The organism is Citrobacter sp. C1 (assembly GCF_014596895.2).
Classification (GTDB): Bacteria; Pseudomonadota; Gammaproteobacteria; order Enterobacterales; family Enterobacteriaceae; genus Citrobacter; species Citrobacter gillenii.
On the sequence record NZ_CP115035.1, the window covers coordinates 353,522 to 377,721 of the forward strand.

The following is a 24,200-nucleotide window of genomic DNA, read 5'->3' on the forward strand; positions in this document are numbered from 1 at the left end:
ATCTTAACCTTTCATATCCCGCAACCGGCGGCTCAGCCAGATACCGTGGTGCGGGCGTTGACGCCATGCCACCGACGAAATGGTGTGCATGGTATTCAGATGCCCCAGTATACGTTGCAGATGCTGCTCCAGGGTACTTAATGGACCGTGGGACAGCATCTCCGACGACTCGAGAATGTTCACATCACCGGAGCTCCCCGGCCCGTCATATTCCAGCCGCTGCTGACAACGCTGAATCGCAATTTCACAGGACTGCAGATACCGCTGCGCCAAATCCGGCGTCAACATGGTGTGTTCCCGGGCCAGCGTGGTCATCGCATTAATATGTTCGACGATGAACTGGCTGTGCGTGACCCACAGTTTCATATCGGCCAGGTAATGTGAGTTAAAACCTGGCTCCTGCATCGCCTGGTTCAGTGAGTTAAACAGCGTGTTATGCGCCTGGTTGACCCGCATACGCTGATACGCCAGCGGTGTGGCCTGTGGATCGTTGCTGAGGATCAGGCGAATGGCTTCCTGGTCGGCTTCCAGCGCATCGTGGGCGTTTTTGCGCAGCAGGCCGCTTTGCCACTGTGGCCACAGCCAGAGCGTGCCGCCAAAGGCAATCAAACAGCCCAGCACCGTATCGACAAAGCGCGGCACAATAAACTGTTCTCCGTTCAGCGTCAGCAACTGCAGGGTATACACTGCCGTAACCGTAAACCCGACGGTGGCCCAGCCGTAGTTTTTGCGCATGATCAGATAGCTGACGAGGGTGATGACCAGCATGGCCGCCAGCGTAAACCCTTCCGGAATATGAAAGTGCAGCGTGACGCCGGCAATCACCAGCCCGACAAGCGTACCCAGCGAACGATGCAGAATGCGTACCCGCGTGGCACCGTAGCCATTTTGCGTGACGAACAGGACCGTCATCAGGATCCAATAAGGTTTGGGCAGGTGTAAGGCGCTGCCCATCAGGCTGGCGATGCTCAGCATGACGCTGATACGCCCGGCATTACGCAACGCGGGAGATTTCAGCGACAGATAGTTTTTCAGGGCCGGGAGTAACGGCAGGCGGCGCTGTTTGTCGGCCATTAAATCTCGGGCATACAGCGGACGCTGGGTGCGTAGCACGCGGGCAATGCGGCTAAAGTGCCAGTAGCAAAACTGCCCGACCGGGTTTTCCGGGTGCTGGTTGGCAATTTTCTCCAGCGTGCCAATCTGTTTTTCCATCGAAAAGCGTGTTGGTAAGCGGTGATACAGAATGTCATCTGCCAGTACGCGTAACCGGTCGGCGACGGTGCGCGCATTCCAGCGAATCACCTGTTCTGCATGACTGCGTTCGACCAGCTTCTGCACCTCTTCTGGTTGATGTAGGCTGACGGAAATATGCTCCTGCAAATCCAGCGCCTCCTGAAAGGCCCGCAGCAGGCGTTTGTACTCGTTGTTGTGATGCGCCGACAGCATATGCATTTGCTGATAGCACTGGGTGATCAGATCCACCGCTTTTTGCTGGCGAACCAGCAGCGGGGGCAGCGCTTTTTCGGGATCGACGTGCTGGGTTAGCAGGCTGTATTTCGCTTCACAGTAATCGGCCAGTTCGCGATATAACAGGCTGAGCGATTCGCGCAGCGGCTGCTCACGCCACAACCAGAACCAGAACCAGTTGAACGCGCCGTACCACAATGTTCCCAGCGCATAGATCAGTAGCGGTTCCCAGACCGGCATGTTGCCAGCCAGGCTTAGCGTGAAAATTGCCGCAATCAGTGAGGCGGGCAGCAGTCGTGCATGCAGCGGGCTTAACTCGGCGGTCACGCCGAGAATCAGCGTCAGGCCGGTAAGGATCAGCGGGAGCGCAATGCTTTCTGCCAGCAATAGCTGCATGATCAGGCTACATCCGGCAAACAGTGACGCGCCAATAACTAAGCGTTTAAAAAATCGCTTATGCGGGGTATCAAGACCGGCAATGTTGCAGCAGGCGGGGACGAGGGAGAACAGCAGCCCCAGATGAAGCTGACCGATGATAAGACCGACAGCCACGGGTAAACACAGCACCAGCGTTTGTCGTAGTGCGTAGTTGATCTCTGGGTGATAAATCAGTCTTCGCCACATCGGTGCAAACAAAAATGGCGCATTACCAGGTAACGCGCCATTTCGACGAGGTTAACGCGTGCCGTAGACGACGATGGTCTTACCGTGCGCGGAGATCAAGTTCTGATCTTCCAGCATTTTCAGGATACGACCAACGGTTTCACGGGAGCAGCCAACGATCTGGCCAATTTCCTGACGGGTGATTTTGATCTGCATGCCGTCCGGGTGGGTCATCGCGTCAGGTTGTTTCGCCAGGTTCAACAGGGTCTGGGCGATACGACCGGTGACATCCAGGAAGGCCAGGTTGCCCACTTTTTCGGACGTTACCTGCAGGCGACGAGCCATCTGAGAAGACAGGCGCATCAGAATATCCGGGTTAACCTGGATTAATTGACGAAATTTTTTGTATGAAATTTCAGCAACTTCACATGCGGTTTTGGCACGTACCCAGGCGCTACGTTCCTGGCCTTCTTCAAACAGGCCTAATTCACCAATGAAATCGCCCTGATTCAGATAAGAGAGGATCATTTCTTTCCCTTCTTCATCTTTGATCAGCACTGCCACTGAGCCTTTAACGATGTAATACAACGTTTCCGCTTTTTCACCCTGGTGAATCAGCGTGCTCTTCGATGGGTACTTATGAATATGGCAATGAGACAAGAACCATTCGAGAGTCGGGTCTGTTTGCGGTTTGCCAAGCACCATGCGCGGTTATCCTCTGTTATAAGCTGTCTCCAGAGTCAGAACACGACGCTGCCTCTGGGGTTGCAAAAATATGCTTCCCGCTACCTGGGAAAGGGGCTGCTAAAAAGTGAACTGCAGCCTGTAATGTGATGTCCTCTGCATACATGCAGTACGTCAATGTATTACTGTAGCATCCTGACTGTTTTAGCATAGCTTTCGCCGTGTGTCTCCTGGTGTCTCGCTTCAGCATGACTCAGGTCGCCTTCCGTTGCGAGAATTGTTATGTACGCGTAATCTGTCAGGAAAATTGAAACATTGGAGTTACGAAATATGCAAGCGCGTGTAAAGTGGGTTGAGGGGTTAACCTTCCTCGGTGAGTCCGCCTCAGGCCACCAAATCTTGATGGACGGTAACTCCGGTGATAAAGCGCCGAGCCCGATGGAAATGGTACTCATGGCTGCGGGTGGCTGTAGCGCCATTGATGTGGTGTCGATCCTGCAAAAGGGTCGTCAGGATGTGACCAACTGCGAAGTGAAGCTCACTTCCGAGCGTCGTGAAGAAGCGCCGCGTCTGTTTACCCATATTAATCTGCATTTCATCGTTACTGGCAACGATCTGAAAGACGCTTCGGTGTCTCGCGCCGTCGATCTCTCCGCGGAAAAATACTGCTCCGTGGCGCTGATGCTGGAAAAAGCGGTGAATATTACCCATTCCTATGAAGTGATTGCCGCGTAATCCCTGATGCCGGATGGATGATGTTGATTTGTAGGCCCGATAAGCGTAACGCCATCGGGCACTTCCCACGCTTCACTCGATTTTTTTGCCTTCCATCAGTCGCTGGACCAGCGGCAGCATAATCAATTCCATCGCCAGCCCCATCTTGCCGCCCGGCACCACTAATGTATTGATATGGGAAATGAATGAGCCCTGCAGCATCGCCAGCAGCCACGGGAAGTCGATGCCTTCCAGATTACGAAAATGAATCACTACAAAGCTTTCATCCAGTGACGGAATGCTTTTGGCGGCAAAAGGATTGGAGGTGTCGACGGTCGGTACACGCTGGAAGTTAATATGCGTACGGGAAAACTGCGGGGTGATGTAATTAATGTAGTCGTCCATTGAACGTACCACCGAATCCATTACCGCCTCGCGGGAGTGACCGCGCTCGCTGGTGTCGCGGGTCAGCTTCTGGATCCACTCCAGATTGACGATCGGTACCACGCCGACCAGCAGATCAACATGCCGCGCCACGTTTTGCTGCGGCGTCACCACGCCACCGTGCAGGCCTTCATAGAATAAGACGTCTGTGGGTTCAGGCAGCGGCTGCCACGGGGTAAACGTTCCCGGAACCTGATTCCACGGAACGGCTTCATCGTAGGTGTGCAGATATTTTCGTGACTGGCCTTTGCCGGTCTGGCCGTACTCGCTGAAGGTTTGTTCCAGCAGGCCGAAGTCGTTGGCTTCGGGGCCGAAGTAACTGATGTGTCGCCCGGCGTCGCGCGCTTTGCGGATCGCCATGTCCATCTCCGGACGGGTATAGCGGTGAAAACTGTCGCCTTCCACCTCGGCGGCGCGCAGATTTAACTGGGCGAAAATTTTACGAAACGCGAGGCTGGTGGTGGTGGTCCCCGCGCCGCTGGATCCTGTTACCGCAATCACCGGATGTTTGGCAGACATAATAACTCCATGGATAGGTTAGTTTTTATTATAGTCAGCCGCCGGCTGCGGGTTATTCGCGAAACTGTTTTCGCGGCATAATGTTGACCGTTTCATGCAGTTCTGACCATACCAGTACAGCTTCGCCAGATTGTAACTGGCGTCGGACGTCGGCGACTTTTTGTTCGAGCGAACGTTCATGTTCACCATAATCGGTGCCTTCGCGCAAGACAAAGCTTTCAATCAGATTGTCCAGCGCTTCAGGGGATAAGTCCTGCCAGGGGATCTGCATGATTATGCCTCCAGATACGTTGTCAGCCAGTCGGGGATACGGGATTCCAGCCACATCTCAGGATGGCGCAGCGTGCCGCTAATAAACCCGACGTGTCCACCGTGCTCGGTTAACTGATATTCCACCTGTGAGGGCAGATTTTCCGGTTTGGGGATCACGTGGTGATCCATAAAAGGATCGTCCTTGGCGTGAATAATCAGCGTCGGTTTGGCGATCAGGTTGAGTAGTGGCATAGCGCTACACTGACGATAATAGTCTATCGCATCGGCAAAACCGTGGATTTTGGCGGTGATCAGATCGTCAAAGTCACGAATGCGGCGCAGGGACTTCAGCTGTGCCAGGCTTACCGGCAGCGAGCCAGGATAAGCTTCGAGCTTACGCGAGGCATTGGCTTTTAACAGATTAAGCAGATAGCGCTGGTAGACGCGGGAGAACCCTTTTTCCATGTGATAGCTACAGGCTTCCAGCACAAAGGGGGCGGAGACAATAACCGCGGCATCAATCGGGATAGCGTTCCCTTCTTTGGCCAACAGGCAGGCCAGCATGTTGCCACCGAGCGAGTAGCCGACCGCTGCGGTTGGCACGCGGCCGAACTCGCGCTCCAGCCAGCGTAAAAACCAGGTACCGTCCTCGGTCTCGCCGGAGTGATAAATGCGGTTCAGGCGATTCGGCTCGCCGCTGCAGCCGCGAAAATGCATCACCACGCCTAACCAGCCGCGCTTTTGCGCCGCCTCAATCAGACCGTGGGCGTACGGACTGTTCAGGCTACCTTCCAGACCGTGAAAAACCACCAGACGCGGTTTGTGCTTCGCCTGATGCGGATCTTCACTCCATGCCAGATCGACAAAGTCGCCGTCGGGTAATTCCAGACGCTGCCAGTGGGCGTCGAACTTCACCTTACGGCGAATTAAACGCGGCAACATGGTTTGCAGATGGCGATTACTGATCCCGCGCATCGGGCGGAATTCTCGCGAATCATCGGCAGGGAGATTCATTTCTGTTGGAGTGATTTCAACCATAACACCAGAGCAATTAATCATCGAAAACAGCAACTATACCGCGCACAGAGCCTGCGGGTTAGCCAATATGTGATTTTGTACTTATTCAGCCAGCAGGTTACGTGAGAAAAGATGAAAATCCACACCCGGTTTACGTCGCCACAGGCGGGCTTTCCGCGTGCCGGTGGCCATGCTTTCACCGGTATCTTCAAACATATCTGAGGCCTCAAAGCGGCGGATCAGGCTTTTGCGCTGAATCGGCTGGCCGAGGATAACCTCTGTGGCTTCCTGTAGCTGACCATGGGTAAAGGTATCCGGCAAACAATAAACGGGCAGTAAAGAATACTTCGTTTTTTGCCGCAGCCGGTTCAGGGCGGCATCAATGATCGCCTGGTGGTCGAAGGCCAGCGGATAGTCGGCAAGCTTATCAACCGGGACCCAGCGGGCATCGCTGACGCTGGCAATATGCGGTTCGCAGTCCACCCAGGCGATAAGCGCAAACCAGGTGACCGTCAGGCTCCAGCCACGCGGGTCACGATCTGGCCCGGAAAATGTGTCCAGCTGTTCCAGCCACGAAGGCGAAACGCCAGTTTTTTCAGTGAGTTTACGCAGCGCTGTGGCGCGAGTGGAATCATCGTGTGCCATATCAATAAAGCCGCCGGGTAATCCCCAACGTCCTTTCTGCGGCTGGTTTGCCCGTTCGACCAGCAGCACGCACAGCGCCTGTTGATGCACGGTAAACAACACGCTATCCACCGTTACCAGCGGGGAGGGAAAGCGGCGGGCATCGTACTGATTCAGGTAGTCGGCTTCGGTGGTCATAAGGTACTCACGATGATGTGCAACGCTGCCAAGTGTACCAGCCCGGTATCGGTGGGCAAGGTGCGTTTTTTTTCCATTGATTATCAGTTGATTAGCGCACGTTCAAAAATACTTTATTTTATGCTTGCTTAATAATTGTCTTAGAGACATTATTAGTTGTGTCGAAGGGACACAATTTAAAGGGGAAGCGAGATGAGCGTAAAATTAACCTTAACGCTGGATGACCAGGCTTACGCTATTGCCAGCGGCATTTTTCCTGATGGGGCCGTCTGGTTGAAAGTCACCGACGCATTACCATCCTTCGCTCACCACATGCGCATTCGTGCCACGGCGATGCGCGATATGAACGACTTTATGCTATTGGCGCAGTTGGTCGACGCGGTGCGCCATCAGACCGATGTACGGGTCAGCCATCTTGAACTTCCCTGGCTGCCGTGGGCGCGCCAGGACCGACATATGGTTGCGGGCGACAGCTTTGCGCTGAAGGTTTTTGCCCGTCAGCTCAATACGTTGCAGTTCGACAAGGTGAAGGTACTTGATCCACACAGCGACGCGGCGGCAGCGGCTATCGATAATTTCATCACTCTTCCCCAGGAGGTCTGTCTGCTGCAAAGCGCGACCTTGCAGCGCCAGTTCCAGCAAAATGAGCTGATGCTGGTGGCTCCTGATGCCGGAGCATTAAAGAAAATTGATGCTGTCGCCAGAGCCGCAGGGACTGCTGAGTACGCCATTTTGAGCAAAAAACGCGATGTCGCCAGCGGCAACCTGACGGGTTTCGCGTTGGTTGCCGGGGATGTTAAAGGCCGGGATGTGCTGATTGTCGACGACCTGTGCGACGCTGGCGGCACCTTCATTGGCTCTGCCCAGGTTTTACGCGATGCCGGCGCGCGCAGCGTCAGCCTGTACGTCACCCACGGGATCTTTTCTAAGGGCGTTGAGCACCTGTTTGCCAACGGCATTGACGCCGTTTACACCACCACATCGTTAGCGTCCTCTACGCTGGCCCATCCGCAGCTTGAACTTATCGACATTGACGCGATTTACCGCGCCTGAGGGAGACACCTGTTATGAAAATGAATCCAATCTTGGCTATTGATGGCTACAAAGTGTCTCACCGCGTGCAGTATCCGCAGGGCACCAGCCGGGTCTATTCCAACTTTACCCCGCGCAGCGATCGCTTTTTCTCGTCGCCGTTGCCGGATGGCAAGCTGGTGTTCTTCGGTCTGCAGGGCTTTTTGCAGTGGTTTTTGGTTGATTTGTTTAACGAGGCGTTCTTTGCCCGACCGCAGGAAGAGGTGGTCAGTGAATACAAACAGGTGATGGACGGGTATCTGGGAAAAGATGTCGTGGCGGTTGATCACATCCGTGCGCTGCATCAGCTGGGCTATCTGCCGTTGCACATTAAAGCACTGGATGAAGGCAGCAAAGTCCCGATGGCGGTGCCGGTATTAACCATCATCAATACTCAACCTGAGTTTTTCTGGCTGGTGAATTACCTCGAGACGGTACTGTCGGCTGAGCTGTGGAAAGCGTCAACCAATGCCACCATCGCGCATCACTACCGCAAAATCTGTGCGCATTGGGCAGAAAAAACCTGTAGCGATATGACGCACCTTGACTTCCAGTGCCATGACTTTTCGTTTCGCGGTATGTCAGGATTGCAGGACACCATGCAGGCGGGCGGCGGGCATCTGCTGAGTTTTAAAGGCACTGACAGTATTCCGTCACTGCTGTACGCCCGTGATTACTACACCGACGGCGAGGCGTATTTCATCGGTGCCAGCATTCCAGCCACCGAGCACAGCGTGATGTGCATGGGCGAGCGTGAACACGAGATCGAAACCTTCCGTCGTCTGATTGCCGATCTGTACCCGCAGGGATTTGTGTCGATAGTCTCCGATACCTGGGACTACTGGCAGGTGCTGACGGAGTATACCCGGGAACTGAAGCACATCATTCTGGCGCGTGAGGGGCGGGTGGTGTTCCGCCCGGACAGCGGTAACCCGGTCGATATTCTGTGTGGCACTGGGTTAGATGACGATAACCGTGCCGAACGTACGCCAGAGGAAAAAGGTTCCGTGGAGGTGCTGTGGGAGATTTTTGGCGGTACGGTAAACGCCAAAGGGTATAAGGTGCTCGACCCGCATGTAGGGCTGATTTATGGCGACTCCATTACGCTGGAGCGGGCGAATGAAATCTTGCGTCGCCTCGAGGCTAAAGGCTTTGCCAGCTCAAACGTGGTGTTCGGGGTGGGATCGTTTACCTATCAGTACAACACGCGAGATACCTTTGGCTTTGCGATGAAAGCGACGTGGGGAGAAGTGAACGGTAAAGGCCGGACCATCTTTAAGGAGCCGAAAACCGACAATGGTCTGAAACGCTCTGCCCGCGGGCTGCTGCGCGTTGCACGTGATGAGCAGGGCGAGTTACGACTGCATGATGAACAACGTTGGCAACAGGAGCAGGAAGGCGAGCTGAAAACCCGCTTCCTCGACGGTAAGCTATATCACCGTCAACATTTCGACGATATCCGCCAGCGCCTGGCGGCGCAAAAATAATTTCCTGCAAGCGGGTAGCGATACCCGCTTTACTTACCCCGCTTAAATTGATCCTCATCACAAATCGTTACTTCAATTATTACTCTCAAGCTAATGATTCACGCCTACGCTTAATTGATGACTTTCTCACCAGAGCGCACACTCTTTCCAGTGTTAAGCAATCAAAAATGATTCGCTGAATCAGGAGGTTAATAATGTTATCTGGGCAAACGCCAGCTCGAGTCTGGAACACCCGCCGCACAGAAAAACAGCGGCGTCTGGCTTCCGTTCCGGTGCAGGGCAAGGTTCTGCCGACCGCAGACCTGACCGCGATGCTGGAATTACTTATCGCGCCGGGTGACCGCGTGGTATTAGAAGGGAATAACCAAAAGCAGGCAGATTTCTTATCTCGCATGCTGGCTGAAGTTAACCCGCAAAAAGTGCACGACCTGCACATGATTATGCCCAGCGTCGGACGCAGCGAGCATCTGGATATCTTCGAAAAAGGTATCGCTCGCAAGCTGGACTTCTCTTTCTCCGGTACCCAAAGCCTGCGTATTTCGCAGCTACTGGAAGATGGTCAGCTGGAAATTGGCGCCATCCACACCTACATCGAACTTTACTCCCGTCTGTATGTTGACCTGTCACCAAACGTGGCGCTGATTGCCGGTTTCAAAGCCGACCGCAAAGGTAACCTCTACACCGGGGCGAGTACCGAAGATACCCCGGCGCTGGTTGAAGCCGCCGCATTCCATGACGGTATCGTCATCGCGCAGGTTAACGAACTGGTCGACGATGAATGCGACCTGCCGCGCGTTGATATTCCGGGCTCATGGATTGATTACGTGGTCGTCGCCGATAAGCCGTTCTTCATTGAACCGCTGTTCACCCGTGACCCGCGCCTGATCAAACAAGAACATATCCTGATGGCGATGATGGCCATTAAAGGTATCTACGCAGAACACCAGGTCCAGTCCCTCAACCACGGTATCGGCTTTAACACTGCGGCAATCGAGCTGCTGTTGCCGACCTACGGCGAACAGCTGGGTCTGAAAGGCAAAATCTGTAAACACTGGACGCTGAACCCGCATCCAACGCTGATTCCTGCTATCGAAAGCGGCTGGGTTGAAAGCGTGCACTGCTTCGGCGGTGAATTAGGGATGGAAGAGTACATCCGTGCCCGCCCAGACGTGTTCTTCACCGGTGCCGATGGTTCAATGCGTTCTAACCGTGCTTTCTGTCAGTTGGCGGGTCAGTACGCGGTCGATATGTTTATCGGTTCCACTTTGCAGGTTGATGGCTATGCCAACTCCTCAACGGTGACCCGTGGACGCCTGTCTGGTTTCGGCGGCGCACCAAACATGGGCCATGACCCGCACGGCCGTCGTCATGCAACTCCTGCCTGGCTGAACATGATTACCGAACCTGACCCAATGCAGCGCGGTAAAAAACTGGTTGTTCAGATGGTTGAAACCTTCCAGGCCGGCGTGAAACCGACCTTCGTCGAGAAACTTGATGCGGTTGAAGTCGCCAAAACCTCCGGGATGCCGCTGGCACCGGTGATGATTTATGGCGATGACGTTACCCACGTCCTGACCGAAGAAGGGATCGCTTACCTCTACCGGGCAAAAGATCTTGAAGAGCGCCGGGCGATGGTGGCTGCGGTTGCAGGGATCACCGACATCGGTCTGGGCGTTGATGCGAAACGCGTCGCTGAGCTGCGTCAGAGTGGCAAGGTGGTGTATCCAGAAGATATGGGCATTCGTCGTACCGACGCGACCCGTTCTCTGCTGGCTGCCGGTAGCGTGTCCGATCTCGTTGAATGGTCTGGCGGTCTTTACAACCCACCTGCGAAATTCCGGAGCTGGTAATGAAATTTCTGTCCCCGATTCAGGTTGAAGACGGTGCCGAATGGCTGGCGCATACTGCCACGCAGTGTCTGATTGACGAAGCGCGACTCAGCCCGAAACCCGGTCTGGTGGACAGTCGGGGGAATGGCGCGCATCACGACTTGTCGCTTGCGTTAATGGAGCGTTCTGCGCACAGCCTGACCTCTACATTTCAGTCGTTGGCGCAACAAAGCTGGCAGCGTCCAGCGGATATTGCGCTCAGACAAACCATAGGGCGACTCGGTCGCGAAGGCGAGCAACAGATGATGGCGGCCACGGACGGTGTGAACACCCACCGTGGCGCGATTTGGGCACTGGGATTGTTGGTGAGCGCGGTGGCAATGCACGGTGGCACCGCGAGTGCACAGCAGGTCGCGGCGACTGCCGCCGAGCTGGCAAAACTGCCGGATGCCGCCGCACCCAAAGTGTTCAGCAAAGGGCTGCGTGCGACGCACCGTTATCAGGTGCCGGGTGCACGTGAAGAGGCACAGCAGGCTTTTCCGCATGTGATGCAACGTGCGCTGCCGCAACTGCGTTTAAGCCGGTTTAACGGCAGCAGTGAAACGCACGCCAGACTCGACGCGCTGATGGCGATCATGACCTCGCTGACCGATACCTGCGTGCTGTCTCGCGCAGGCATGGAAGGGCTGGATGCCATGCAGGACGGCGCCCGTGCGGTGCTGAATGCTGGCGGCAGCGCTCATCCAGCAGGTCAGGCGGCATTGGCCGCACTCGATAGCCATATGCTGGCGCTGAACGCCTCGCCGGGCGGGGCAGCAGATTTACTCGCCGCCACCTTGTTCATCGACCGCATCGATTCGCCCTATACACGAAGTATTAAGAGGATGTTATGGAACACATTACGTTAACCGTACCGGCCAGCCGCACCTTAAGCGGTAAAGCGCTGGCAGGCGTCGTGGGCTCCGGGGATATGGAGGTGTTATTCACCGCCGACCAGAGCCAGACGTTAACCATTGATATCACCACTTCTGTCGATAACAGCCGTAGTCGCTGGGAAGCGTTGTTGAACCGTCTGCAAACGGTCAGCAGCCTGCCTGCAGGAAAACTGACGATCCACGACTTTGGCGCAACCCCAGGTGTTGCACGTATTCGTATCGAACAGGTATTTGAAGAGGTGAGCCATGCGTGATGACAGCAGTTTTATCGAATTAAAAGCACGTCAGCGTGCCCACGCGCTGCTTGATGAAGGCAGCTACCGCGAACTGCTCGACCCGTTTGATGGCGTGATGTCGCCTTGGCTTGGCGCGCAGGGCATCGTTCCGCAGTCGGATGACGGCATGGTCGTTGCTAAAGGCACCATCAACGGCAAACCGGCAGTGGTGGTGGCGATTGAAGGCGCATTCCAGGGTGGCAGCATGGGTGAAGTGTCCGGTGCCAAAATGGCAGCGGCGCTGGAGCTGGCGGCGGAAGATAACCGCAACGGCATCCCAACTCAGGCTGTTTTAAGCCTGGAAACCGGCGGCGTGCGTTTGCAGGAGGCCAACCTTGGCCTGGCGGCGATTGCCGATATTCATGCGGCGATTGTTGACCTGCGTCGTTACACCCCGGTAGTCGGCATTGTCGCCGGTACCGTGGGCTGCTTTGGCGGGATGTCTATCGCTGCGGCACTGTGTAGCTACCTGATTGTGACCCGTGAAGCGCGTCTGGGGCTAAATGGCCCGCAGGTTATCGAGCAGGAAGCGGGGATTGAAGAGTATGACTCCCGTGACCGTCCGTTTATCTGGAGCATGACCGGTGGTGAAATTCGCTACCAAAGCGGGCTGGTGGAAGCGCTGGTCGGCGATGGCGTGAACGCCGTGAAAGCGGCAATGAACGACGCGCTGGCAAAAGGCGTACCGGCAAAACACCGCACCGATAACTACGACTGGTATCTCGACCGTTTAACGAATTTCGACACCCGTAAACAGGCCGATACCGAACAGATTCATGCGCTTTTCGCCCGGGAGGTGAAATGATGAGTAACTCAATAAGCCGTGGCGAATTATGGCTGGAAACCCTCGTACCGAACGCTAAACGTATTGCCGGGCTGTGCCCGTCCGTACAGGCCGCTGATGGTGAACTGAACGGTGAAACGGTGCGCTTTATTGCCGTTGTCCCGGATGCCAATAACCATTACCCACGCGCCGCTGGCGGTGAAGTCGGTCTGCTGGAAGGCTGGACACTGGCGAAAGTGGTGAGCGAAACCATCGCAGCCGACGCCAATAACGCGGTAAAACGTCCGATTGTGGCGGTGATTGATGTGCCAAGCCAGGCATACGGTCGTCGTGAAGAAGGCTTCGGTATTCACCAGGCGCTGGCCGGTGCGGCGGCGGCGTATGCCAATGCGCGTCTGGCGGGCCACCCGGTCATTGGCCTGATTGTCGGTAAAGCCATGTCCGGTGCCTTCCTGGCACACGGTTACCAGGCAAACCGTCTGATTGCGTTCAACGACAAAGGTGTGCTGATTCATGCGATGGGTAAAGAATCTGCCGCGCGTATCACGCTGCGTTCCGTTGAGGCGCTGGAAAAACTGGCGGCAACCATTCCGCCAATGGCGTACGACATCAGCAACTACGCCACGCTGGGGCTGCTGGAAAATCTGCTGGATATCAGCAACCCAGATGCGCCATCTGCAAACGATCTGACGCAGGTTAAAAACACCCTGCAGCAGGCCATCAATGACGCTCGTCAGGATCCAACGCTGAAAAGCCGTCTGGGCGCTGACAATCGCCGCAGCTCTGCCCTCGTACGCGAACGTATGCGAGCAAGCTGGTAAGTAAAAAGAGACCTGCCAGATATAAGGCTCCGTGGGCGCTTTCGTGCGCTCATGCGGGCCGCTGCATCTGAAAAATTATAATCATCGCGACAGTGCTAACTTTTTAAATTACAGGTGAAATATGACTTACGTAATTGTTCATGCTCTTGCTCCGATTTTCGTCATCATGCTACTAGGATTCTGGGCCGGGAAGGCCAAAATGGTGGACAACAAAAACGTCTCCCTGCTCAATATCTTCGTGATGGACTTTGCATTACCCGCTGCGCTGTTTAGCGCGACGGTACAAACCCCATGGGCCGGTATTGTTGCGCAGTCGCCGCTGATTGTGGTGCTGACGTTGGCAATGTGGATTACCTATGCTGTCATCTACTTTATGGCGACCAAAGTCTTCAAAAAATCTCCGCAGGATGCCGCCGTGCTGACGTTGACCGTCGCGCTGCCAAACTACGCGGCGCTTGGCTTGCCGATTCTTGGTAGCGTCCTCGGTGAAGCGTCATCAACGTCACTTTCGGTTGCCGTGTCTATTGCCTGCGGTTCCGTGCTGATGACGCCGTTCTGCCTGCTGATTCTGGAGCGTGAAAAAGCGCTGGCAGCAGGTGGAAATACCGGCTCCACACTGTCAATGCTGCCGGTATTGATGTGGCGATCTATCAAGAAACCTATCGTGATGGGCCCGCTGTTGGGGGTTATTCTCTCGGCGATCGGCATCAAAATGCCGGAACTGGTACTGGCGGCCATTAAACCGCTGGGCCTGTCTGCAACCGCCGCCGCGCTGTTCCTGACCGGGGTTATCTTGTCTGCCCGTAAACTGCAGATCAATACCGTGGTCATTACGTCGACTATTACCAAGCTGCTGATTCAGCCTGCAATTGCCTGGGGCATCGTGCTTATCTTCGGTCTGCATGGCTCCGTAGCCATTACCGCTATTCTGATGATTGCGCTGTCTGCCGGTTTCTTCGGTGTGGTGTTCGGTAACCGCTTTGGCGTGCAGTCGCCGGATGCAGAAGCCGTGCTGCTGTTGAGCTCAGTCCTGTGTATCCTGTCGCTGCCGCTGTTTATCTCGCTGACTTCAGGAATGTAAATCATGACCTCAACATTACGCCCACACGATCTTATCTGGCTGAATGCGCGTGACGCGCTGGAAGAGACCACGGAATCCTGGGTGGATGACGTTTGGCATACCGGCCTGCCGGTGGTTGTGCGGCGTGATGTTGACGAGGCGGGGCGTATCCCCGTCGGTGTGCGCGGCATGAAGCGCTGTCAGCGGGCGGCGGGTTGGGTGAATCCTGATGCCGTCACCCGCGTCTGTACCCCGGAGTCGCTGGTTGACCCGCAGGCGATGCTGCGTTCACCGTTTATCTCTCAGCCACCGGTTCAGGTGGCTTTGTTGCTGTCACAGCAAGCGTGGCCGTGGATATGGGGTATTACCGGTAGCACCGGTTATGCGCTGGCGACCGGGATCCCGGTGATTCATGCCAGTAGCGATTTGGATTTGCTGATCCGTGCCCCGCAGGCGCTATCACGCGAGGTGCTGGAAAAATGGCAGCAACAGCTCACGGACGGCCTGTGCCGCGCGGACACTCAGGTAGAAACGCCGTATGGCGCGTTTGCCCTAAACGAATGGCTGCGCGACGGCAGGGCACTGTTAAAAACATCGCAGGGGCCGCGGTTGGTGAGCGACCCGTGGAGCAGGGAGGAGTAAATGAAAATTCTGTTCACCTTTCCGGGACAGGGAACCCAGCATCCAGAGATGCTGCATAACCTGCCGGGAACGGAATTGGCGCTGGCACGTGAAGTGCTGGGTGCAGAAGCGGATACGCTGGATTCCCCTGACGCATTGCAACACACCCGGGCGGTACAGTTAGCGCTGTTGATTGCCGGGGTTGCCTGGGCGCGCGAGCTGGAACGCCGCGGCGTTTCACCAGACATTGTGAGCGGGCTGTCGATTGGTGCATATCCGGCAGCGGTGGTGGCCGGGGCGCTCAACTTTACCGACGCGCTTAAACTGGTGGCGTTGCGCGGTGATTTGATGGAGCAGGCCTATCCACATGGCTACGGCCTGACGGCGATCATGGGGCTGACGTTATCGCAGGTGGAATCGCTGGTGGCGGGTAGCGGAACGTATATCGCCAACCTCAATGCCGAAACGCAGATTGTGATTGCCGGGACTGATGAGGCAATGGCTGGAGTGGCAAAACGGGCGTTGGAGAAAGGGGCGAGCAAAGCACATCGTCTGGCGGTTAGCGTACCGTCACACTGCGAACTCCTGGCAGAACCTGCGCAAAAATTGGCAGAGGCGTTTAGCCTGGTGACACTTTCTCGTCCTCGCTACGCTTATCTCAGCGGCAGCACTGGACGCGTGCTGTGGCAGCCGGAGCGCATTGCTGACGATTTGGCGATGAATATGGCGCGCACCGTGCGCTGGCAGGAGGCGGTTGTCTCCGCCAATGAGCGTGAAGCCCGGCTGGCGATTGAAATGCCACCCGGCGGTGTGCTGACCTGCCTGACGCGTCAGGCGGCGTGGGAAGGGGAGTCTATTTCGCTGGAACGCAGCGGCGTGGATGTTGCTGTACATTTGGCGAAACGGCTGCGTGCGTAGTGGTATTGCCTGATGGTGCTGCGCTTATCGGGCCTACAAAATCGGTAGGCCGGATAAAACGCGTTAGCGTTGCCATCCGGCAATCAGGCACCGCTCTTCAAACTCCGCGCATACATCCGCCCTTCGGCAGCTAACGCCAGCAAACTCGGGTCGCGCTCGCGGTTGCGGGCAAAGACAATCGCGATAAGCTGCTGCATTTGATAGGGCTCGGACAGCTTTTGCAGCTTCACGGTATTCTCATACATCTTCTTCATTCGCCCTGGCATCAAACAGAATCCAACCCCTGCCTGCACCAGACTGAGCATCGAGAAAATATCGTTCACGCGAGTGACGATTGAAGGCTCAAACCCGGCGACATGAAACGCTTCCTGGAAGCCCGCATAGGTGGCAAAGCCTTCCGCCAACGAGACGAACTTCTCATTGCGATAATTGCGAAGATCCGCTGTTTTGCTGGGATCCAGCGCTGCCGTGATCGGTGCAGCAAGGTAGATGTCATCGTGGAACAGCGGCAACACTTCCAGACTGTTACGGTCGATCTCGCTTTCAGAGATCGAGATCAGAATCGCATCCAGGGTACCGCTCTCCAGCATATTCAGCAGGGCTTCGTTTGATCCCATCGTCAGATCCATTTCCAGATCCGGACGACGTAGCTTCATACCCATAATCAGGCGTGGTACCGTTTCCAGCGTTAACGAGTAGAGCGTGCCGACACGCAGACGGCCCTGACCGACGCCCGCCGTTTTGCGAGTCTCTTCCAGCCCACGTTCCATCAGCTGGGTCACTTCCTGACAGTACTCCAGCAGCGTCCACGCCGCCGGTTGCGCAATCAGGTTACGCCCTTTGTGTACAAACAGCGGACAACGAACGTTCTCTTCCAGCGTATGCAGCGCCCGATGCACGCTCACGCCGCTGATATCCAGCGCCTCGGCGGTACGGGCGATGTTGCCCTTCTCCATAAAGGTCATGAAGATGGTCAGTTTGCGGAAGGTAATATCGTCGGTGATTGATAAGTTCATCGTCCGCCTTTCGTGGTTAGTCGTTCTGCAGCATCTGCTCAAGTTGCTCTTGCGCGTCCAGCCAGGCCATTTCACACTCTTCCAGCCCTGATTTAGCGCTGGCTTGCTGTTGTAAACATGCGGTCAGTTCGGCCTTGCGGCTTTGGTCGTACAGCTCGCTGTCACCGAGTTTTTCTTCCGCTTGTGCCAGCTGTGCCTGCAGCTTCTCCATCTCTTTTTCAAGACGGGTAATCTCTTTACGCAGCGGCTGGGTTAGGGTGCGCAGTTCGGCTTCACGGCGCTTCTGGTCTTTACGCGCCTGGGCGCTGTTGACGCTCTCTTTTGCCGGTTCATCGCTCTGACTTTCCTGCTTTTGTACGTCGCTCAGCCACTGTTGATAATCTTCCAGATCACCGTCGAACGGCTCAACTTTTTTATCATGAACCAGATAGAGATCGTCGGTGGTGGAGCGAATCAGATGACGGTCGTGCGACACCACCACCAGTGCGCCTTCAAAATCGATCAACGCCTCAGTCAGTGCCTGGCGCATGTCGAGATCCAGGTGGTTAGTCGGTTCATCGAGCAGCAGCAGGTTCGGACGCTGCCAAACGATAAGCGCCAGTACCAGTCGTGCCTTTTCCCCCCCCGAGAAGCGAGCGGTCTGTTCGGTGACTTTATCGCCCTGGAAGCCGAAGCCGCCGAGGTAATCACGCAGCTTCTGTTCTAACTCCTGTGGCGCCATGCGGGCCAGATGCTGAATGGGCGATTCATCCGCGCGTAAAAACTCCAGCTGATGCTGGGCGAAGTAACCGAGCTTAATACCTTTCGCCAGACCGATTTCACCGCTAATAGGTGCCAGTTCTCCTGCCAGCAGTTTAATCAGTGTGGATTTACCCGCGCCGTTACGGCCTAACAGGCCGATGCGTGACCCTGGCACCAGGTTCAGCTTGATGGAGTCGAGAATAATGTTCTCGCCATAACCTGCGCTGACCTTCTCCATTTTCAGCAGTGGGTTAGGCAGGCTTTCGGGTATGCGGAAGCTGAAGTGGAACGGGTTATCAACATGGGCCGGGGCAATCAGCTCCATGCGTTCCAGCATCTTGATACGGCTCTGCGCCTGTTTGGCTTTGGTGGCCTGCGCCCGGAAGCGGTCGATATAGCTTTGCAGATGCGCCACGCGCTCTTGCTGGCTTTCGTACATCGCCTGTTGCTGCGCGAGGCGAGTGGAACGCTGCACTTCAAACGCGCTGTAGTTCCCGGTGTACTCGAACAGGGTTTGCTGTTCGATATGAATTATCTTATCCACCACCGGATCGAGGAAGTCACGGTCGTGGGAGATCAGGATCAGCGTACCCTGATAGCTTTTCAGCCATCTTTCCAGCCAGATTACGGCGTCGAGATCGAGGTGGTTGGTCGGTTCATCAAGCAGCAGCAAGTCAGAACGGCAAATCAGCGCCTGAGCCAGGTTAAGACGCATACGCCAGCCACCGGAGAAATCGCTGACCGGGCGTTCAAGTTGTTCGTTAGAAAAACCGAGGCCGTGCAGCAGGCTGGCGGCACGCGAGCGCACGGTCCAGGCGTCGATGGCGTCCAGTTTGCCGTGCACGGTGGCAATCGCATGCCCGTCGTTACGTTCGTTGGCCTCGTTCAACTGTGCTTCCAGTTGACGATACTCGCGGTCGCCGTCAATGACGTATTCCAGCGCAGGCTGAGCAAGCGCGGGCGTTTCCTGATTTACCCAGGCGAGCTGCCAGTTACCTGGGTATGTAAACCCGCCAGCGTCGGCGCTGATTTCATTTTTCAGCAATGCCAGCAGGGTAGATTTACCGCAGCCATTCTTACCTACCAGGCCCACTTTCTGACCTGGATTAATGGTGGCCGTGGCATTTTCCAGCAGGACGCGCACGCCGCGACGAATTTGTAACGAGGAGAAAACAATCATAAGGCGCCGTATGTTCAGACTATGTTAATTTATCATTATGATAATGTAATGTGTGGGCGGTTTGCCGCACCGAGGCGCAATGGTAGCCCAAAACGCCGAAAATAGACAAAGACATAACCGGGAGGGGGATGATGTTCCAGCCAGCGAAAGTTTTGCTGCTGTATGCCCATCCGGAATCTCAGGACTCGGTCGCGAACCGGGTGCTGCTTAAACCGGCCATGCAGCTCAGTAACGTTACCGTGCACGATCTTTATGCGCACTATCCTGATTTTTTTATCGACATCCCGCATGAGCAGGCGCTGCTGCGTGACCATGATGTGATTGTTTTTCAGCATCCGCTGTATACCTATAGCTGTCCAGCGCTGCTCAAAGAGTGGTTTGACCGTGTGCTGAGTCGTGGGTTTGCCAGTGGGCTGGGAGGAAATCAGCTGGCGGGAAAGTACTGGCGGAGCGTCATCACCACTGGTGAACCCGAAAGTGCGTACCGTTATGACGCGCTGAACCGCTATCCAATGAGCGATGTGCTGCGCCCCTTTGAGCTGACAGCCGGTATGTGTCGAATGCACTGGATGAGCCCCATCATCGTTTACTGGGCCAGACGGCAAACGAAGCAGGAACTGGACAGCCATGCCAAAGCGTATGGTGAATGGCTGGCAAATCCAATCCCTGCGGGAGGCCGCTGATGGAAGGTTCTGATTTATTGACTGCGGGAGTGCTGTTCCTCTTCGCGGCGGTAGCGGCGGTGCCGCTGGCGTCAAAACTGGGTATCGGCCCGGTGTTAGGGTATTTGCTGGCAGGGATGGCGATTGGGCCGTGGGGATTAGGATTCATCAGCGATGTGGATGAAATTCTCCATTTCTCCGAGCTGGGTGTGGTCTTTCTGATGTTCATTATTGGGCTGGAGCTTAACCCGGCCAAACTGTGGCAACTGCGGCGCTCTATTTTTGGCGTCGGAGCCGCGCAGGTGATGCTCAGCGCGGTGATTTTGGCCGGGCTGCTGATGCTGACCCACTTCTCCTGGCAAGCAGCCGTGGTGGGAGGGATTGGTCTGGCGATGTCGTCCACTGCGATGGCGCTCCAGTTGATGCGGGAAAAGGGGATGAACCGCAGCGAATCCGGACAGCTGGGCTTTTCGGTACTGCTGTTTCAGGATCTGGCGGTGATCCCGGCATTGGCGCTGGTGCCGTTATTGGCGGGCTCTGCCGATGAGCATTTTGACTGGATCAAAGTGGGCATGAAGGTGCTGGCTTTTGCTGGCATGTTGATTGGTGGACGCTATTTGCTGCGCCCCGTTTTCCGCTTTATTGCGGATTCCGGCGTGCGGGAAGTGTTTACTGCCGCCACGCTGTTGTTGGTGCTCGGTTCTGCTTTATTCATGGACGCGCTGGGGCTGTCGATGGCGCTGGGGACGTTTATCGCCGGCGTGTTGCTGGCGGAAAGCGAATACCGACACGAGCTGGAAACGGCTATCGATCCCTTCAAGGGGCTGCTGTTGGGGCTGTTCTTTATTTCTGTGGGGATGTCGCTCAATCTTGGCGTGCTGTATACCCATATCCTGTGGGTGGCGGTAAGCGTTATTGTGCTGGTGGTGGTTAAAGCGCTGGTACTGTATGTGCTGGCGCGCCTGAATGGCATGAGAAGTTCGGAACGGATGCAGTTTGCCGGGGTATTAAGCCAGGGGGGCGAGTTCGCGTTCGTACTGTTTTCAACCGCGTCCTCGCAACGACTGTTTCAGGGCGATCAAATGGCGCTGCTGCTGGTGGCCGTCACGCTATCGATGATGACCACGCCGCTATTGATGAAGCTGATTGATAAATGGCTCTCCCGCCAGATTAACGGCCCGGATGAAGAAGATGAAAAACCCTGGGTGGAAGACGATAAGCCGCAGGTGATTGTGGTGGGATTTGGCCGCTTTGGTCAGGTAATTGGGCGTTTGCTGATGGCGAACAAAATGCGTATTACCGTGCTGGAGCGGGATATCAGCGCGGTGAACCTGATGCGTAAATACGGTTATAAGGTGTATTACGGCGATGCCACGCAGGTGGAACTGTTACGTTCTGCCGGTGCAGAAGCGGCACAATCGATCGTCATTACCTGTAACGAACCCGAAGATACGATGAAGTTAGTGGAATTGTGCCAACAGCATTTTCCACATTTGCATATTCTTGCGCGCGCGCGCGGACGAGTAGAGGCGCATGAGTTAATACAGGCTGGTGTGACACAGTTTTCCCGCGAAACCTTCTCCAGCGCACTGGAGTTGGGGCGAAAAACGCTGGTGTCATTGGGGATGCACCCGCATCAGGCGCAGCGTGCCCAGCTGCATTTTCGTCGGCTGGACATGAGCATGTTGCGGGAGCTGATCCCTATCCACACAGATACGGTACAAATCTCTCGAGCCCGAGAAGCCAGGCGCGAACTGGAAGAGATTTTCCAGCGTGAAATGCAGCGAGAGCGACGTCAGCCGGACGGCTGGGATGAATTTGAGTAGAGGATAACCATGGCAATTCGTAAACGTTTTATTGCAGGTGCAAAATGCCCATCCTGCCAGGCGCAGGATTCACTGGCGATGTGGCGCGAAAATAATATCGATATTGTTGAGTGTGTTAAGTGTGGTCACCAGATGCGGGAAGCGGATAAAGAAGCCCGCGAGCACGTTCGCAAAGAAGAGCAAGTAATAGGGATTTTTCATCCGGACTAGCGATATGCCGCAGCTTTTTTTAAGCTAGAGGGTACACAGGTGCAGAATTCCGCTACAATCTGCGCCACTATTCTTTCCATGCTCAGGAGATATCATGAAAGTAGCAAAGGACCTGGTGGTCAGCCTGGCCTATCAGGTACGTACAGAAGACGGTGTGTTGGTTGATGAGTCTCCGGTGAGTGCACCGCTGGACTACCTGCATGGTCACGGTTCCCTGATTTCTGGCCTGGAAACAGCGCTGGACGGTCACGAAGTTGGCGATAAATTCGATGTTGCTGTTGGCGCAAACGACGCTTACGGTCAGTATGATGAAAACCTGGTGCAGCGCGTGCCGAAAGACGTCTTCATGGGCGTTGACGAACTGCAGGTTGGCATGCGTTTCCTGGCGGAAACCGACCAGGGTCCAGTACCGGTAGAAATTACCGAAGTGGAAGATGACCACGTCGTGGTTGACGGTAACCACATGCTGGCTGGCCAGAATCTGAAATTCAACGTAGAAGTTATCGCTATCCGTGAAGCAACCGAAGAAGAACTGGCTCACGGCCACGTTCACGGTGCAAACGGCCATGACCACGATCACGAACATGGTCACGATGGTTGCTGCGGCGGTCACGGCCATGACCACGATCATGGTCATGAACACGGCGGCGAAGGCTGCTGCGGTGGCGGCGGTAAAGGCAAAGGTAACGGCGGCGGCTGCGGTTGCCACTAATCGGTATGATTGCCTGATGGCGCTACGCTTATCAGGCCTACCGTAGGACGGATAAGACGTTTACGTCGTCATCCGGCACAAAAAAAGCGGGGAAACCCCGCTTTTTTTACGTCTTAATAATGCGGTGGTGGCGTCTCTTCAGACTGCGACGCAATATGGGATGGCTGCGTTGCTTTAAGCTTCTCCGTCAATAGACGCAGATGATCGCGCAGTTTAGCCATTTCCAGTTCGTGAGCGGTGACCGTCACGTTGAGTTCTTCAATGGTGATTTCCTGAAATGCCAGGCGACTTTCCAGCTCAGCCAGGCGGGTTTCCATCGTTGTATCCTGCATGATTCACCTCTTCTGTTATTTCCGGCAGATCGCGGACTGCGGCGAATTTTACTCAACTTTGCCTGTTTGCACAGCACTCATTCCTTCGCAACGAAACTAATTTAAACAAAAAGAGTCTGAAAAGTGGTGATAATAGGGCGTGCCCGTATGTTGATTTGTTCTGCAACGCTTTATAGTACATTTTTGTGTTAGTTAACCCTGGGGTGAGATGCCCCGGCCCTGGAGAGATGGATGAAATCACTGTTTAAAGTAACGCTGCTGGCGACCACGATGGCCGTAGCTCTACATGCCCCGATCACCTTCGCCGCCGATGCTGCGAAACCAGCCGCTACTGCTGACAGCAAAGCCGCATTCAAAAATGACGACCAAAAATCTGCTTACGCGCTGGGCGCGTCTCTGGGTCGTTACATGGAAAATTCCCTGAAAGAACAGGAAAAACTGGGCATCAAACTGGATAAAGACCAGCTGATCGCTGGTGTTCAGGACGCGTTTGCTGATAAGAGCAAGCTGTCCGACCAGGAAATCGAGCAAACCCTGCAGGCGTTCGAAGCGCGCGTGAAGTCTTCCGCTCAGGCGAAAATGGAAAAAGACGCGGCTGATAACGAAGCCAAAGGTAAAGTGTACCGCGAGAAGTTTGCTAAAGAGAAAGGCGTTAAAACCTCTTCAACTGGCCTGGTCTACAAAGTAGAGAAAGCAGGTACTGGCGAAGCACCGAAAGACAGCGATACCGTTGTAGTGAACTACAAAGGCACACTGATCGATGGTAAAGAGTTTGATAACTCTTACACGCGTGGTGAGCCGCTCTCTTTCCGTCTTGACGGTGTTATCCCAGGCTGGACCGAAGGTCTGAAAAACATCAAGAAAGGCGGTAAAATCCAGCTGGTTATTCCACCGGATCTGGCATATGGCAAAACCGGCGTTCCGGGTATCCCGGCAAACTCCACGTTGGTGTTTGATGTTGAGCTGCTGGACATCAAACCGGCCCCGAAAGCCGACGCTAAACCAGATGCTGCCCCGGCTGAAAAAGCTGCAGACAGCAGCAAAAAATAAGTTACCTAAAACCGCCGCCCACAGGGCGGCGGTTTTTTATTATCGACAGGATATAATTAATACTGGAAAGCGCCTCGTGCGCTGTATTACTTTAGATGCCCCTAATAGTGATGAGCCTGCCCTGACAACATAACGACAGGCTCCTGAA

General features: G+C 55.2%; 25 protein-coding genes. 16 read left to right on the top strand and 9 right to left on the bottom strand.

What is annotated here, in order from left to right; genetic code table 11:
* Positions 1 to 3: 3 nt before the first annotated feature.
* Both IB214_RS01665 and crp read right to left on the bottom strand, forming a co-directional pair.
* A complete protein-coding gene (locus tag IB214_RS01665; RefSeq protein ID WP_115257320.1) occupies positions 4 to 2,091 on the bottom strand; it encodes a YccS/YhfK family putative transporter in 2,088 nt (695 codons plus the stop codon).
* A 51-nt stretch (positions 2,092 to 2,142) separates the two neighbouring features.
* Positions 2,143 to 2,775, bottom strand: coding sequence for a cAMP-activated global transcriptional regulator CRP (gene crp / locus IB214_RS01670; RefSeq protein WP_000242758.1), 633 nt, complete (start codon positions 2,773 to 2,775; stop codon positions 2,143 to 2,145).
* Positions 2,776 to 3,084: 309 nt separating this feature from the next.
* On the opposite strand from crp, the gene IB214_RS01675 reads away from it, so the two are divergent.
* The gene (locus IB214_RS01675; RefSeq protein ID WP_096759301.1) at positions 3,085 to 3,489 is read left to right on the top strand and encodes an OsmC family protein; all 405 of its coding nucleotides are present in this window, start codon (positions 3,085 to 3,087) and stop codon (positions 3,487 to 3,489) included.
* Between the two features lie 72 nt (positions 3,490 to 3,561).
* Here the strand turns inward: IB214_RS01675 and IB214_RS01680 are convergent, their stop codons facing one another.
* The 4 genes from IB214_RS01680 to IB214_RS01695 form a co-directional block, all read right to left on the bottom strand.
* On the bottom strand, positions 3,562 to 4,431 hold the full coding sequence (locus IB214_RS01680; RefSeq protein ID WP_096759302.1) for a phosphoribulokinase: 870 nt from the start codon (positions 4,429 to 4,431) through the stop codon (positions 3,562 to 3,564).
* Positions 4,432 to 4,483: 52 nt separating this feature from the next.
* A complete protein-coding gene (locus tag IB214_RS01685; RefSeq protein WP_096759303.1) occupies positions 4,484 to 4,702 on the bottom strand; it encodes a YheU family protein in 219 nt (72 codons plus the stop codon).
* 2 nt (positions 4,703 to 4,704) lie between these two features.
* Positions 4,705 to 5,721, bottom strand: coding sequence for a hydrolase (locus tag IB214_RS01690; protein WP_117342453.1), 1,017 nt, complete (start codon positions 5,719 to 5,721; stop codon positions 4,705 to 4,707).
* A gap of 81 nt (positions 5,722 to 5,802) precedes the next feature.
* Positions 5,803 to 6,522 carry an NUDIX domain-containing protein gene (locus tag IB214_RS01695; protein WP_117342452.1) on the bottom strand — a complete coding sequence of 240 codons (720 nt, stop codon included), beginning with the start codon at positions 6,520 to 6,522 and terminating at the stop codon, positions 5,803 to 5,805.
* 192 nt (positions 6,523 to 6,714) lie between these two features.
* On the opposite strand from IB214_RS01695, the gene prs reads away from it, so the two are divergent.
* From prs to mdcH, 10 genes are all read left to right on the top strand, one after another.
* Positions 6,715 to 7,575: a ribose-phosphate diphosphokinase gene (gene prs / locus IB214_RS01700; protein ID WP_117342451.1), complete on the top strand. Its 861-nt coding sequence runs from the start codon at positions 6,715 to 6,717 to the stop codon at positions 7,573 to 7,575.
* 14 nt (positions 7,576 to 7,589) lie between these two features.
* Positions 7,590 to 9,080 carry a nicotinate phosphoribosyltransferase gene (locus IB214_RS01705; RefSeq protein WP_117342450.1) on the top strand — a complete coding sequence of 497 codons (1,491 nt, stop codon included), beginning with the start codon at positions 7,590 to 7,592 and terminating at the stop codon, positions 9,078 to 9,080.
* Between the two features lie 194 nt (positions 9,081 to 9,274).
* The gene (gene mdcA / locus IB214_RS01710; protein ID WP_062775702.1) at positions 9,275 to 10,930 is read left to right on the top strand and encodes a malonate decarboxylase subunit alpha; all 1,656 of its coding nucleotides are present in this window, start codon (positions 9,275 to 9,277) and stop codon (positions 10,928 to 10,930) included.
* The gene (locus IB214_RS01715) at positions 10,930 to 11,817 is read left to right on the top strand and encodes a triphosphoribosyl-dephospho-CoA synthase (protein ID WP_117342449.1); all 888 of its coding nucleotides are present in this window, start codon (positions 10,930 to 10,932) and stop codon (positions 11,815 to 11,817) included. Before mdcA ends, IB214_RS01715 begins: the two co-directional genes overlap by 1 nt.
* A complete protein-coding gene (gene mdcC, locus IB214_RS01720; protein WP_062775705.1) occupies positions 11,799 to 12,098 on the top strand; it encodes a malonate decarboxylase acyl carrier protein in 300 nt (99 codons plus the stop codon). The genes IB214_RS01715 and mdcC overlap by 19 nt, the downstream gene beginning before the upstream one ends.
* Positions 12,091 to 12,924, top strand: coding sequence for a biotin-independent malonate decarboxylase subunit beta (locus IB214_RS01725; RefSeq protein WP_115257326.1), 834 nt, complete (start codon positions 12,091 to 12,093; stop codon positions 12,922 to 12,924). The genes mdcC and IB214_RS01725 overlap by 8 nt, the downstream gene beginning before the upstream one ends.
* Positions 12,924 to 13,724, top strand: a complete 801-nt coding sequence (mdcE, locus tag IB214_RS01730) for a biotin-independent malonate decarboxylase subunit gamma (protein WP_117342448.1) — start codon at positions 12,924 to 12,926, stop codon at positions 13,722 to 13,724. The genes IB214_RS01725 and mdcE overlap by 1 nt, the downstream gene beginning before the upstream one ends.
* A gap of 121 nt (positions 13,725 to 13,845) precedes the next feature.
* Positions 13,846 to 14,805: an AEC family transporter gene (locus IB214_RS01735; protein ID WP_115257328.1), complete on the top strand. Its 960-nt coding sequence runs from the start codon at positions 13,846 to 13,848 to the stop codon at positions 14,803 to 14,805.
* A gap of 3 nt (positions 14,806 to 14,808) precedes the next feature.
* The gene (locus IB214_RS01740) at positions 14,809 to 15,426 is read left to right on the top strand and encodes a malonate decarboxylase holo-ACP synthase (protein ID WP_117342447.1); all 618 of its coding nucleotides are present in this window, start codon (positions 14,809 to 14,811) and stop codon (positions 15,424 to 15,426) included.
* Positions 15,427 to 16,323 (top strand): malonate decarboxylase subunit epsilon, encoded by an 897-nt coding sequence (gene mdcH / locus IB214_RS01745; protein ID WP_115257330.1) that lies wholly within the window; start codon positions 15,427 to 15,429, stop codon positions 16,321 to 16,323.
* A gap of 83 nt (positions 16,324 to 16,406) precedes the next feature.
* On the opposite strand, the gene IB214_RS01750 is transcribed toward mdcH, so the two are convergent.
* Both IB214_RS01750 and IB214_RS01755 read right to left on the bottom strand, forming a co-directional pair.
* Positions 16,407 to 17,339: a LysR family transcriptional regulator gene (locus IB214_RS01750; protein WP_117342446.1), complete on the bottom strand. Its 933-nt coding sequence runs from the start codon at positions 17,337 to 17,339 to the stop codon at positions 16,407 to 16,409.
* A gap of 16 nt (positions 17,340 to 17,355) precedes the next feature.
* Positions 17,356 to 19,260, bottom strand: a complete 1,905-nt coding sequence (locus tag IB214_RS01755) for an ABC transporter ATP-binding protein (RefSeq protein ID WP_115257332.1) — start codon at positions 19,258 to 19,260, stop codon at positions 17,356 to 17,358.
* Positions 19,261 to 19,391: 131 nt separating this feature from the next.
* Between IB214_RS01755 and kefG the strand changes: the two genes are divergently transcribed.
* The 4 genes from kefG (at position 19,392) to slyD (ending at position 22,670) form a co-directional block, all read left to right on the top strand.
* Positions 19,392 to 19,943: a glutathione-regulated potassium-efflux system ancillary protein KefG gene (kefG, locus tag IB214_RS01760; protein ID WP_135912833.1), complete on the top strand. Its 552-nt coding sequence runs from the start codon at positions 19,392 to 19,394 to the stop codon at positions 19,941 to 19,943.
* Positions 19,943 to 21,748 carry a glutathione-regulated potassium-efflux system protein KefB gene (gene kefB, locus IB214_RS01765; protein ID WP_117342445.1) on the top strand — a complete coding sequence of 602 codons (1,806 nt, stop codon included), beginning with the start codon at positions 19,943 to 19,945 and terminating at the stop codon, positions 21,746 to 21,748. Before kefG ends, kefB begins: the two co-directional genes overlap by 1 nt.
* A 9-nt stretch (positions 21,749 to 21,757) precedes the next feature.
* Positions 21,758 to 21,958, top strand: coding sequence for a YheV family putative zinc ribbon protein (locus IB214_RS01770; RefSeq protein WP_005121675.1), 201 nt, complete (start codon positions 21,758 to 21,760; stop codon positions 21,956 to 21,958).
* Positions 21,959 to 22,052: 94 nt separating this feature from the next.
* On the top strand, positions 22,053 to 22,670 hold the full coding sequence (slyD, locus tag IB214_RS01775) for a peptidylprolyl isomerase (RefSeq protein WP_115257335.1): 618 nt from the start codon (positions 22,053 to 22,055) through the stop codon (positions 22,668 to 22,670).
* A 113-nt stretch (positions 22,671 to 22,783) separates the two neighbouring features.
* Here the strand turns inward: slyD and IB214_RS01780 are convergent, their stop codons facing one another.
* Positions 22,784 to 23,002 (bottom strand): protein SlyX, encoded by a 219-nt coding sequence (locus IB214_RS01780; RefSeq protein WP_003023639.1) that lies wholly within the window; start codon positions 23,000 to 23,002, stop codon positions 22,784 to 22,786.
* 231 nt (positions 23,003 to 23,233) lie between these two features.
* Here IB214_RS01780 and fkpA point away from each other — a divergent pair, with 231 nt between their 5' ends.
* Positions 23,234 to 24,052 (top strand): FKBP-type peptidyl-prolyl cis-trans isomerase, encoded by an 819-nt coding sequence (gene fkpA / locus IB214_RS01785; RefSeq protein ID WP_115257336.1) that lies wholly within the window; start codon positions 23,234 to 23,236, stop codon positions 24,050 to 24,052.
* The last annotated feature ends 148 nt before the right edge of the window (positions 24,053 to 24,200 follow it).

Bases quoted from the DNA above. Each gene is read 5' to 3' on its own strand.
- crp (WP_000242758.1), bottom strand. From the start codon at position 2,775: ATGGTGCTTGGCAAACCGCAAACAGACCCGACTCTCGAATGGTTCTTG.
- mdcA (WP_062775702.1), top strand. From the start codon at position 9,275: ATGTTATCTGGGCAAACGCCAGCTCGAGTCTGGAACACCCGCCGCACA.
- IB214_RS01740 (WP_117342447.1), top strand. From the start codon at position 14,809: ATGACCTCAACATTACGCCCACACGATCTTATCTGGCTGAATGCGCGT.
- fkpA (WP_115257336.1), top strand. From the start codon at position 23,234: ATGAAATCACTGTTTAAAGTAACGCTGCTGGCGACCACGATGGCCGTA.
- IB214_RS01715 (WP_117342449.1), top strand. From the start codon at position 10,930: ATGAAATTTCTGTCCCCGATTCAGGTTGAAGACGGTGCCGAATGGCTG.
- IB214_RS01675 (WP_096759301.1), top strand. From the start codon at position 3,085: ATGCAAGCGCGTGTAAAGTGGGTTGAGGGGTTAACCTTCCTCGGTGAG.
- IB214_RS01705 (WP_117342450.1), top strand. From the start codon at position 7,590: ATGAAAATGAATCCAATCTTGGCTATTGATGGCTACAAAGTGTCTCAC.
- IB214_RS01735 (WP_115257328.1), top strand. From the start codon at position 13,846: ATGACTTACGTAATTGTTCATGCTCTTGCTCCGATTTTCGTCATCATG.
- mdcE (WP_117342448.1), top strand. From the start codon at position 12,924: ATGAGTAACTCAATAAGCCGTGGCGAATTATGGCTGGAAACCCTCGTA.
- IB214_RS01750 (WP_117342446.1), bottom strand. From the start codon at position 17,339: ATGAACTTATCAATCACCGACGATATTACCTTCCGCAAACTGACCATC.
- IB214_RS01665 (WP_115257320.1), bottom strand. From the start codon at position 2,091: ATGTGGCGAAGACTGATTTATCACCCAGAGATCAACTACGCACTACGA.
- IB214_RS01695 (WP_117342452.1), bottom strand. From the start codon at position 6,522: ATGACCACCGAAGCCGACTACCTGAATCAGTACGATGCCCGCCGCTTT.
- IB214_RS01685 (WP_096759303.1), bottom strand. From the start codon at position 4,702: ATGCAGATCCCCTGGCAGGACTTATCCCCTGAAGCGCTGGACAATCTG.
- kefB (WP_117342445.1), top strand. From the start codon at position 19,943: ATGGAAGGTTCTGATTTATTGACTGCGGGAGTGCTGTTCCTCTTCGCG.
- mdcH (WP_115257330.1), top strand. From the start codon at position 15,427: ATGAAAATTCTGTTCACCTTTCCGGGACAGGGAACCCAGCATCCAGAG.
- IB214_RS01690 (WP_117342453.1), bottom strand. From the start codon at position 5,721: ATGGTTGAAATCACTCCAACAGAAATGAATCTCCCTGCCGATGATTCG.
- IB214_RS01770 (WP_005121675.1), top strand. From the start codon at position 21,758: ATGGCAATTCGTAAACGTTTTATTGCAGGTGCAAAATGCCCATCCTGC.
- kefG (WP_135912833.1), top strand. From the start codon at position 19,392: ATGTTCCAGCCAGCGAAAGTTTTGCTGCTGTATGCCCATCCGGAATCT.
- IB214_RS01680 (WP_096759302.1), bottom strand. From the start codon at position 4,431: ATGTCTGCCAAACATCCGGTGATTGCGGTAACAGGATCCAGCGGCGCG.
- IB214_RS01780 (WP_003023639.1), bottom strand. From the start codon at position 23,002: ATGCAGGATACAACGATGGAAACCCGCCTGGCTGAGCTGGAAAGTCGC.
- IB214_RS01755 (WP_115257332.1), bottom strand. From the start codon at position 19,260: ATGATTGTTTTCTCCTCGTTACAAATTCGTCGCGGCGTGCGCGTCCTG.
- IB214_RS01725 (WP_115257326.1), top strand. From the start codon at position 12,091: ATGCGTGATGACAGCAGTTTTATCGAATTAAAAGCACGTCAGCGTGCC.
- mdcC (WP_062775705.1), top strand. From the start codon at position 11,799: ATGGAACACATTACGTTAACCGTACCGGCCAGCCGCACCTTAAGCGGT.
- slyD (WP_115257335.1), top strand. From the start codon at position 22,053: ATGAAAGTAGCAAAGGACCTGGTGGTCAGCCTGGCCTATCAGGTACGT.
- prs (WP_117342451.1), top strand. From the start codon at position 6,715: ATGAGCGTAAAATTAACCTTAACGCTGGATGACCAGGCTTACGCTATT.